Source organism: Vibrio phycocola (assembly GCF_053850235.1).
Window position 1 is genome coordinate 686,698 of sequence record NZ_JBSQDJ010000001.1, and the last position, 11,794, is coordinate 698,491.

The 11,794-nt window shown below is 39.0% G+C and carries 7 protein-coding genes; 3 read left to right on the forward strand and 4 right to left on the reverse strand.

Features of this window, described 5'->3' with window-relative positions; genetic code table 11:
• Nucleotides 1–150: 150 nt before the first annotated feature.
• The gene (locus ACWU4D_RS03110; RefSeq protein ID WP_456049912.1) at nucleotides 151–1,464 is read right to left on the reverse strand and encodes a cadherin repeat domain-containing protein; all 1,314 of its coding nucleotides are present in this window, start codon (nucleotides 1,462–1,464) and stop codon (nucleotides 151–153) included.
• Nucleotides 1,465–1,503: 39 nt separating this feature from the next.
• Entirely contained in the window at nucleotides 1,504–3,096 is a 1,593-nt protein-coding gene (locus tag ACWU4D_RS03115) for a cadherin repeat domain-containing protein (RefSeq protein ID WP_456049913.1), read from the reverse strand.
• A gap of 900 nt (nucleotides 3,097–3,996) precedes the next feature.
• Between ACWU4D_RS03115 and ACWU4D_RS03120 the strand changes: the two genes are divergently transcribed.
• The 3 genes from ACWU4D_RS03120 to ACWU4D_RS03130 are packed head-to-tail and all read left to right on the forward strand — an operon-like array spanning nucleotide 3,997 to nucleotide 8,663.
• Nucleotides 3,997–6,063: a TonB-dependent receptor plug domain-containing protein gene (locus tag ACWU4D_RS03120; RefSeq protein WP_456049914.1), complete on the forward strand. Its 2,067-nt coding sequence runs from the start codon at nucleotides 3,997–3,999 to the stop codon at nucleotides 6,061–6,063.
• A 36-nt stretch (nucleotides 6,064–6,099) separates the two neighbouring features.
• A complete protein-coding gene (locus tag ACWU4D_RS03125) occupies nucleotides 6,100–6,615 on the forward strand; it encodes a YfiR family protein (protein WP_456049915.1) in 516 nt (171 codons plus the stop codon).
• Entirely contained in the window at nucleotides 6,612–8,663 is a 2,052-nt protein-coding gene (locus ACWU4D_RS03130; RefSeq protein ID WP_456049916.1) for an EAL domain-containing protein, read from the forward strand. The genes ACWU4D_RS03125 and ACWU4D_RS03130 overlap by 4 nt, the downstream gene beginning before the upstream one ends.
• 377 nt (nucleotides 8,664–9,040) lie before the next feature.
• Here the strand turns inward: ACWU4D_RS03130 and ACWU4D_RS03135 are convergent, their stop codons facing one another.
• Entirely contained in the window at nucleotides 9,041–10,516 is a 1,476-nt protein-coding gene (locus ACWU4D_RS03135; RefSeq protein WP_456049917.1) for a sodium:solute symporter family protein, read from the reverse strand.
• A gap of 230 nt (nucleotides 10,517–10,746) precedes the next feature.
• Nucleotides 10,747–11,730 carry a LysR family transcriptional regulator gene (locus ACWU4D_RS03140; RefSeq protein ID WP_456049918.1) on the reverse strand — a complete coding sequence of 328 codons (984 nt, stop codon included), beginning with the start codon at nucleotides 11,728–11,730 and terminating at the stop codon, nucleotides 10,747–10,749.
• Nucleotides 11,731–11,794 lie beyond the last annotated feature (64 nt).

The window sequence follows — 11,794 nt, forward strand, 5'->3', positions numbered from 1 at the left end:
ATGGAAGTCTTAAAAATAAGAATAGGCGAAATGAGTAAAATCAATGTCAGAGAATTGACAGAGGAACGACTATTTGACTAATTCATAAAACAATCAAATAGTCGTATAAATGAAGGATGTAAGAAATAACCAAGATAGATAGGTGAAGAATTAGGCCGTTTGGAAACTGAGAGAAGCCGCTGTTCCATTCCATAAGTCTACTGAGCTCGATCCTTGATTAAAAGCACCATTATGGTAAAGAGATACAGTTTCGAAATTTGTCCCACCACCCGATCCGATAGCAATCCAGCTATAGAATTGGGTAGTATCAGTTCCGTTTATTATCTCAGTGTTAGTTCCACGGTTTATAGTGATATTACTATGGTTAAGAATGACAATATCATCATTCGATAGGTTCTCGGCGCTGCTCCACATCAGGTTAGTATTGAAATTTGATGAACCATCAGTGGTAACCGTAATAGTATATTCGGTATCCAGATCAAATATTCGTCCATTATCATCGGATGAAGTACCACTGATTAGGTCAAACTCTATTGATACTTGATACTGAACATCCTCTATAGATAAAGAAACCGACTGACTAGCGACATTACCATCAACATCAGCAGCGCTAACATCAAATGAATAAGAACTCTTAGTTTCAAAATCGGGATTCTCAATAAGAGTAACCTCTCCCGTAATTCCATCAATAGTAAAACTATTTGCATCTATACCGGACAGACTGTAGTTGACGCTGCCATTATCGTTTGCGACTGCCGTATACACAACCTGACCACCACCGATATTCTCTTCTACTGATGCAGAGCTATCACTAGTAATACGTAAAGCTGCAGGCGCTGAATTACTTGAACTATCACCTCCACTAGAAGCCAAAGCAGCAACACCAACAGCCCCCAAAGTACCTAGAGTTGTATATAAAATACCATTACCAGATTCTTCTTCATAAAATTCAAATTGGTCAACTTGATCTTCTTGTTTGGCGTTTAGCTCTTCAATTACAGATACAGCAGCAACTTCTTCTGTATGTGGTGCAGAGCTGGCTTCATCATTTGAAGTGCTTTCTAATATAACGTCTTCAACACTATCTTGCGTGTCCTCAACAAGCATTAGCGCATCTGTTTCATAGCTCCAAACTAAACCTGGCTCAGACTTTCCGCCTCCTGAAATTATCGCTCTCTGTCCTTGACTGCTTCCATTGACTCCAACCGTACCATCTAAGGAATACATTGCGGGATTATTAGTAGCAGAATAAAAACTTTCAAGTACAGCAATTGGGTCTTGATCATAGATGACTTCTAAGCGATCTAGGTGATGTCTGAGTTCCAATTTATCTAGAATGACGTCACCATTTTTATCCACTAACGTATACATTGCCCCTGGCTGGGTTTGATACACCATATGAATTTGGCTCAGTTTTAAAAATGAAACTTGGCCATCAACTACAACTTGAAGCTGGAAAGACATCTACTACCTCTTTAATACACTTTTATTATCTATAACGAGCTATACAGAAACACTAGTAGGCAAACTTAATAAATTACTCTGATTAATATTTGAGTTTGCTACCGTGCCGTTCCATAAGTCAGCAACTGCAGTTGGACCAATAGAAAAAGTGCCATGCACATCAGCAAATACTATAGGGCTGCCATACCAAAGGTACGTTGACACAGAACCAAAGCTGGCCGTTACACCATTGATTCCTACCAAAACAAAAGAATCATCAGCCCCAAGGTTTTGCGCATCGTCCCACTTCGCATCATCGGTTAATGACAGTGAACTCGTATCAGAATCTGCGACAATATAAATAGAATACGACGTGTTAGCATCAAAACTTTGTCCGCTGTGATCTGACGACTCACCTGAAGTAAGATCAAAAACTACTACGCTAGGATCAATTTCAACAACATCGTTAATCGCCAACGTAACATCTTGCAGAGTTACATTTCCTAATGAATCACTCGCCTGAATCGTAAACGAATAGCTTGATTGAGTTTCATAATCAGGGTTTGCTTTAAGGGTTACCACTCCTGTATTACTATCTAAACTAAACAAACTTGCATCCGAACCTGAAATGCTATAGCCGACGCTATTAGCATCTGTTGCTGTCGCGGTATAAACGACTTGGCCACTGCCACTGTTTTCATCGATTGCGGTTGCTGTTGCACCACTGGTGATGACAGGTGGTGTATCATCAATATCATTGATCGCCAAATTTACGTTTTGGGTCGATGAGTTACCTTCTGAATCCGTTACCGTGACCGTAAATGAATAACTTGATTGAGTTTCATAATCTGGGTTTTGAGTTAGAGTTACCACACCTGATGAACCGTTAATGCTAAATGCACCGTTATCTGTGTTCGAAAGACTATAGGTAACACTTCCTTCATCGTTTGCTACTGCCCGGTAAACAGCTTGCCCACTTCCACTGTTTTCATTAATTGCAGTCGCCGAAGAACCACTGGTAAATACCGGAGCAGATGTGTCCGAATTCGATCCAGCTGAGTTGCCTGAATCCGCTGGACTACCAGAATCACCGCCACCACTACCGCCACCAGAAGCAAGCGCAGCAACACCAGCGGCGCCAACCACGCCGAGGGTCGTATATAAAACATTAGTGTTTTCTGTGAGCGAGAAGCTCACATCATCCGATGTTGAAGTGTCATAATCCGAAGCAATAACTGGCTCTGCCACAACGCTAGATTCTAATCCTAGATCGGTAGTAGCAACGTTCTCATTAAGAGATGCTATCTCGGAGTTCCACACTACGCCCGGCTCAGCACCGACATCACCACCGGATATTGCAGAGTTATCTTGTAGATCATCGACATTCGACTCACCAACCTCTTCAAATGCATATGCAGCAGGTTGTTCTGAAGGAGCGTAAAAATCTTCGAGTACCGCCACAGGAGCGTCCTCATGAATAATTTCTAGCTTGTCGAGATGATGTCTGAGTTCAAGATCCTCGGTAACAACATTGCCTTCGGCATCAACTAATGTATATACAGCACCCGGTTGTGCGTAATATACCATATGAATTTCGCTTAACTTTAAATAAGAAACGTCTTCACCTGAGACGACTTTAAGTTGCAGAGACATCCTGTATCTACCTTTTTTTTGAATGATTGGTTTAGCTTTGCCAGTAGTTTACTAACACCGCACTTATTTACCATGGCTCACTTCTTATAACCACATGTTAACATAGGCAACCACCTAAAATACCCCAATAACCATATGAATTAATGGGCAAAATCAACAATTATCAAAAATGAGAATATTGGAAAGTTGTTATATTAACTTTAAATAATGCACCGTAGCGTCAACTCAAAGTGATAAATTGGTAACATACGGGTAAAGTTTGAACATTGTGAACATTTGAGGGACAAATCAACAATTTTGACAATGTATTGATAGAATAATATATAGAGAATGAGAATTAGTTAATAGAGGGGAATATAGAATCTTATCCTAGTTTTAATTGTTATAATTGGTCAACTAAACACATATATAAGAGCTTAGATATAATACAAATATTTTCATATAATATGTTTATGGTCGATATTTACAGAAATACTATCATTCAATACTTCATATAAAATATATTAGATATTATTTATAATCATTATATATGTTAATTAGTGTAACATATATAACCACTCATTTACCTCTTCGAAAAAATCCAAGTAGTTATCATTCAAATACAACCAGTTAAAACAAAATTCATCTCGAATCACTACTACTATTCCTATTTACTTAGCTTTAGTTTTTAAATTAAATCTAAGTAAATTAATAAATATCAACAAGGTCTAGATTCATCCTCTATAATATAGTTTTTAGTATTTACTTAACGTTAAAATAGTCAATAAGTTGACATGTAATTGTCCATAATCTTGACAGTATTAAAATTTAAAAACGTTGACTATAGTTGATTTATAACGTGAATTTATATCAAGAGTCGATCGGATAAAGCCGAGATGAATGTTATCTTGAGGAATATTTATGAACCATTTCTGTCGAATAGCTTTAATTACTACCTTAGCACCCACATTCGCTTTAGCCAGTGACCTCGACTTCGATGCACTTGACATGGAATCCCTTATGGGCTCGGATGTACAACTTTCTTCCGCCATGAAACGACTGCAATCCGCTCGTGAAACGGCTGCCTCCGTTTATGTGTTATCCGTTGATGATATTATAAGCGCTGGAGCAGATTCCATACCTCAAGCATTGAAACTTGTACCAGGGATGCAGGTTCGCCAGATCGACAATAATGTTTGGGCTGTCAGTATCCGTTCAAGCGCAGGAGTCTACTCTAGTAAACTGCTTGTATTGGTTGATGGCCTAAGTGTGTATGACCCTATCCATGCAGGAGTAAATTGGCAGTCGCTAAATTTATCTCTATTCGATATTGATAGAATAGAAGTTATTCGTGGCCAAGGTAGTTTACTGTGGGGAAGTAACGCAACCAATGGCGTCGTCAATATAATAACGAAGCATAGTGAAGATACTCGTGGTACAAAAGTATATGCCGCTACAGGTAGCAAAATCGATCATGATTTAGTTGTGCGCTATGGCAATGACTTAGACAACCTAGGTTCATTTCGACTATCTGCTCAATCTCGCAAGATGAGCGAATCAGATGACGCTTATAAATATGATATAGGTACTAATGATTACAGTGAATCAGAAAGCATTATGGGAAGGCTCGATCTCAACTTGCGAGATGACCTTTTCTTATTGGTACAGAGTCAATATCAAGAACAAGACATTGGCAGTAGTATCCGAGTTCCAGATGCTACAACGCATATCAATACCCCTATTACCGATGAAGATAATCGTCGAAATTATTCGTTAATGTCTCGAGTAGACCATTCCGTCGATCGAGATACCAGTCAAATGTTGCAGGTGGCTTACACGGGTACGACAAGCAAAAACATGTATTACCAAGAGAACAACAACACTCTCGATATTGATTATCAGCGCAACGCATTAATGAATTCAATTCAGTTTGACTGGGGTATCAACTATCGCTATGCGGATCTTGAGCTTTCCGAAACTGACTATGTAGCCATAGAAAACGACTCATATAAAATGGAACAATATGGTGCATTTATCCAAGCACAGTTTGAATTGTCACCTGACGAATTGAAGTTCATTATTGGCAATAAATCCGAACACAATGAAATGACAGGTTGGGAACATCAACCGATGGCAAGGTTGGTCTGGACGCCAGACTCTCGTCATACACTTTGGGGGTCTGTTTCTCGAGGCGTAAGAATTCCATCATTGATCGAATATAGTGCCGATATCACAGTGGGAGGAGTCTCTGTCTCAGAACTTGACCCAAGCCTAAGTGCATATGAAGATATGTATGTGACGCAAATGCTTAAAGGCAATGAAGATGTCGAGGCTGAAACATCGGTGTCCAAAGAAATCGGTTATCGCTACAACAGCACTGACTGGACGGCAGATATTTCTTTGTTTCATACCAATTCAAATAATGTTACCGCACTAGAATCGTCATTTGACTCTGATTCGAGTTACTCGTTAGCAGACGTGTTTGTTGGTTTAGCTATAAATGATCCTACTGCACTACTCGACTACATAAACAATGCCTACGTGAATCAAACCTTCATCACCGATGTTGAGCTTGAAACTTACGGCGGTGAGCTTGTGCTGACTAAGCAGTTTACCGACAATATCAAGTCTGAGCTCGGATACTCTTATATATCAATCGATTATACCCTGCCGAACAGTAACGTTGCTACTCTGAGTAACGATTCGATAATTAGACAATGGCTATTTAAGACCTCAGCACGAATTAATGATAATCATATGATTTATAGTGTTTTGCGTTACGAAGATGGCGAAGCCTATGAAACCGACGATTTTTATGCGTTAGACTTAAATTGGAATTGGCTGATGTCACAACAAATTATGATTGGATTGTCGGCGAATAACTTATTAAATAATTCGTATATAGAATATGCTGACACCAATATGACGTTTACGATTCCAAGTTACATCGAACCAACAGTTACAGCAAAATTACTACTCACATTTTAATCGGCTAAGTAAAGCATGTTAAGACGCGCGCTGTTCATGATCCTATTACTGGTAACACTGTTGCCAGGGTTTTCGCGTGCCGATGATCGCGAAAAAGCGCTAAAAGCCGGATTTATCTACAATTTTGCCCGATACAGTGAGGGAGAATGGTTTAATAGCGATAAAGAAAAGCAGTACATAATTTGCACTACTGACCCAGTTTTTCAGCAGGTAGCAACTGACGTATTGAAAGAACATAAAGTAAAAAGCAAGTCCGTTTTAATAGACTATATCGGTACACCTGATTCACTCCAGAAAGCACATTGTCATTCGATATTTATTAGTTTAAATACACCCAATACTAAGCAATATCTACAAAGCTCTCAATTAAAGCGAACAATGGTTGTCGGAGAATCGAGAGATTTTATCAAACAAGGTGGCCATATTAACTTTTTCATTGCTGGTGGTAAGGTTCGTTTTGAAGTCGCTCCTAATTCATTGGAAGAGAATGGCATTAAATTAAGTTCGAAGGTTTTGAGAATGGGTCGAGTTATTGAGGATGTCTCGAAATGATAAGACTATGGCCAAAGATTAAGCAAACACTTCAAACGCAGCTTACGATACGTTTGATGATGATTGCTGTAATTTCAACCACGATATCGTCTCTTGTTTTCTCGGTTTATGAATACAATACAGCTGAAAGCTCTGAAACACTTCGCTTACAATCTATTGCAGACATACTAGCGCCAAATTTGACTGCCTCTCTGATATTCGATGACAAAGACACTGCCAATGAACTCATCCAGCCATTAAATGATCAGCCCAGTATCGTAGAGGTAACAGTTCACGATTCGAATGGTGACATTTTTGTTGCTCAAACGAACATCGAACTGCCGCAACAATCACAAATAAAATTAAAGCAAATTAGTGCTCCTCTTGTTATGGAGGGCACCTATTACGGTGAATTGATCATTCAAGCGGATGACAGTTTAATTGATCAGCATGTGCAATTTTTTGTGATTTTTATATCCATAATACTAGGGATAACCCTTTTTATCAGCTTTGGTGTATCGGTCGCCGTCAGCCGTCACTTTACCACACCGATAAGCCGGCTTGCGTTTACTGCTAATCAAGTGACACAAAGTAATAACTACTCTCTGCGAGCGGAGCACTCTCGTGAAGATGAAATTGGCGATTTAACACGATGCTTCAATTCAATGCTTGCCACCATTGAGCAACGAGACCAAACACTAGAATGGCAAGTATCAAAACGAACAAAACAATTGAAAGTTGCCAATATTCGTCTCAAGGATCAAGCCTATAAAGATATTTTATGCGATCTCCCAAATAGGCGTTATCTGATTGAGTTAATGAGCGAATTAATTAACGACTTTATTGACCATACTTTCACTTTAATGTTCATCGACCTGGATGGATTCAAAGAGGTCAATGATACCATGGGGCATGATGCTGGTGACCTGCTCATTATTTCAGCGGCAAATCGAATTAAAGCCAGTTTACGCTCTAAAGATACACTCGCCCGCCTAGGTGGCGACGAGTTTACGCTTCTAGTAAACGAAACTTGCGATCGCACCGCAATATCTCATATCGCCGAAAAAACTCGAGAAGCATTATCAATGCCCTTTGAAATTCTTGGTGAAGAAGTCAACATAACAGCAAGTATCGGAATCTGTTCCTACCCTACTTCAGGGACGACGGTTGAAGCGATCATGAAGAAAGCCGATCTAGCAATGTACGCTGCAAAAGACGCGGGCAGAAACTGTTACCGCTTTTTCGAACAACCTATGCTTGACAAAATGCAACTCAAAAGACGTATGCTATACGATTTGAGGACTGCCATCGAAAATGATGAGTTCGAGTTATTCTTCCAACCAATAGTTAATATTCGTAATGGACGAATTGAAAAAGCGGAAGCCCTAATACGTTGGAATCACCCAGAAAAAGGACTAGTTTCACCTGATGATTTCATTCCACATGCAGAAGATAATGGATTAGTGAACAATATCGGATGTTGGATCACGGATCAGGCTATAGCTGCGGCGAAACGATTCCGTCAAGTGTACGATCCTAATTTTACCATTTCAATCAATGCGTCACCTGTGCAATTCCGTAAGGATAGCCTCTGGTTTGATGATCTTATTTACAAACTAAAACGGGCGAATCTCGGCAAGCATGCCATTGCTGTTGAAATTACCGAAAACACATTAATGGAGAATGATCAGTCTGCTCTGGATAAAGTATTTGCACTGAACAAAATGGGGATTGAAATAGCTATCGACGATTTTGGAGTTGGTTATTCGTCGCTTTCATACCTGCAGAAACTTGACGTCGACATAATTAAAATCGACCGTAGTTTTGTCAGTCAACTCAATCAAGATATTGCAAGCAACACCCTTTGTAAAACGATGGTGAGTATGGCAAATAATCTAAATATTAAAGTGGTAGCAGAAGGTGTAGAAGAACATCAACAGCTTGCCTTGTTAGCTCAATATGGATGCGAATATGGCCAAGGCTTCCTTTTCTCTAGTCCTCTCAATATGGACCGCTTTGAAGAGCTACTTTCTAGCGATACATCACCATCCTTCCGATACAATATTTAGCGCTTGGTTATGGGGTATGTAACTGCCCTACAGGGTAAACTCAATATAAGCTCCAACGACTTAGCGTATTGGTAGTATTAAAACACACGCACTAAAAAAGCAGCTCATCAAAGTGAGCTGCTTTCAGACGTTTTATTCGGTAATGCTTAAGCATTATATGTGTTGATAGTCGTTGTTAGTCACGTCCGAAGTAGATTGTGCAAATGTAAAACACAACACCTGAAACTATAACACCAATCATCCATACATCTGTCTGGTCCATTACTTATCACCCCAAATTGAAGTTAATATTCGTGAGACAATATATCCCGTTACGACAATCGCTATCATCATTGCGAATGCATTTAAAAATAGTTCTCCGGCAAAGTTCATATTCATTAACCTCCAACAGTTGCGTTTTTTTGTTTACTTAGCATTGCTGATTTAGCTTCGCCAGTTACCGCCAGTAATACAATGGTAAGCACGCAACCCACTACCGCGGTGATGTGTGCATTCTGTAAAGGAGCACTTGCTGGTATTACAGAAATGATCGCTTCTTTAACAGGGCGAATAGTCCATGCTAAGTTACAAGCCCATGAAATTAGGAGAACGGTAGTAGCAACGGTAGCATTTCGTTTCCAGAACAAGCCTGCGATAGTCACAAAGAATAGTGGTGCTAACCAAGCAAATAGCCAGTTAATCGAAGGTACGATTGCTGGTTGATTAAAGAAGGTAAGAATCGCACCCACAACACCAAAAATAAGAATCATACGACGAATAGTTTGTTTTTCTTCAACTGGCGTCATAGGCGTTTTACGGTTGGCTTGAATGATATCTTTAGTAAATATTGTCGCTGGCGCTAAAACGGTCATCGCGTACGTTGATAATAGCGCACCAAGGAAGCCAGCTTGTAATAATACTACTAACCAGGTAGGTAAAAGTTTAGTAACCAACGTTGCACCGGCTAATTTCGGTCCTAACTCTGCAAACTCAGGAATAGTAAATGCCGCTAGACCAACTAAAACTGGGAACACACCGAATAAGCCGTTGATTGGTGCAGCGATCCATAATGAGCGACGTATAACTTTTTCGTCTCTCGCCGACATTGCAGCGGCCATACCTTGTTGGTTGACTGATTGCGAGAAAACAACCGAAAATACTGTAGCAATACCGAAGCCAAATAACAGGTCAGAGTTACCAAAAATGCTGAGTTTAAATTCCTGACCATTATTAACATAAAACTCTCTAACGCCGTTCCAACCTTCTGGTAATACGAACGCTAAATAGAATCCTGCAATAATAATAGAGCCATACATCACAACTGCATTGACTAAGTTAACCCACATGGTTTGCTTAATACCGCCCATACTAACGTAAGCAAGACCAAGAATCGCACCGACAACAACTGATACAGGAAGTGTCCAGCCACTGGTTGCCGATAAAGCAATACCAAGAGCTTGTGTTTCAAGAGACACTAGACCAAATACAACCATACCACCAATACATGCAGTTAGGTTTCTCATTTGTTTTCCAAACATTTGGCCTTGTAGTTCTGGGATTGTTGTACAACCAAACCTACGAACCCAAGGGCCCGTTCCAAGACAAATAACACACATTAAAATAGTGTGAGCAAAACAGAACCAAAGTGCGACCGCACCCATTCCATATGCCACTTCCATTAATCCATATACGTGCGCAGAGCCGAGATAAGTAATAGCTAATGTTACAGAGAACATAGCCATATTTGCATCAGCTCCCCCGCGTGCCATATCTGTTACTTGTCCAGACGCCTTTTCTCTCTGATTTAAGTACCACCCAATCCCACCAATAACGATGACATTATAAATGAGTACCATTAATAACACCGAGTTCATAGTAAACCTCTTATTTTATTTGTCTCAATCGAGCCCAATTTGCTTCAATTTCACCGCAATTGTGCCTCATATATATCGATAAAAAATAAGGTCTGGTCACCATTTCGATTTAATTAGAATGCATATATAGGAACCCCATTCCCATTAATAAAAAATGTTACAATAGAGTAATTTAAATGAAAAAAAGTCAGAACCTTTGTTCTGACCTAGTATTATTATATGAATTTTAATTAGAGAGGATTTGTAAATTTATTCGTTTTATCTCTGTGATGTTCTAAGAAAAAATCTTTGAATGATTTTATACAATGAGTCATAAACCGTTGTGGTAAATAATATACATTTAAGAACCAATCATCGGTTTCATATTCATCTAATAGAGAAACTAAAGAACCGTCTTGAATATATTTAGAAACAATAAATTCTGGAACATATGTAATACCAATAGAATTTAACGCAGCAGCCACTTCCATTTTACCATCAGATAACTCTATGAATTTCACTATCTTAACTGGCATGACTTCACCATCTTTTTTATACAACCACTCATTTTGGTTTTGCAGTGCTTTAGAGTACAAGCATCGATGGTCAATTAAATCAGAAGGAACTAATGGTTCACCATGTTTACGGATATATTCAGGTGATGCGACAGTAATAAATTTTTGAGATAATAAATTTCGCCTAACTAGTAATAATTCAGCATCTTTATTAGAGGCAGAGCCCGCAATTGCAGAAATAATAAAATCATGGTCTTTGTAATAGTCCATTGATCTTGGCGTGACCATCATTTGAATATTAACCAAGGGGTTTTCATCAAGAAATTCACCCACGATTGGTAATACAACATTTTCAGCATAAATAGGTGTGCAACAGACACGAATATTACCACGAGTTTCTTTGGTAAATTGGGTCAATTCATTAATCATTAAATGAATATCACCTGTTATATCGGAGAATTTATTATATAAAAATGAACCCGCTTCAGTTAAACGCTCATTGGGATTATTTCGTTGATAGATACTTAATCCAAGTTCATGCTCAAGATCATTTAACCAACGAGAGCCTGTGCTGGTGGAAACATTAAGTGCCTCAGCCGCTTTAGTGATTGAACCAGCATTGATTAACTCAATAAAAAATAACATTCTTACTAGTTGCTGCGGATCAATCGCGTTTGGATTTGTGACTATATTCATTTTTTTTAAATCGTCGTTAAACATTGTAAAGCCCAAACTACGTACATTTACGAATAGCGCTCATAGTAATACCATTTGGCGTTCTATA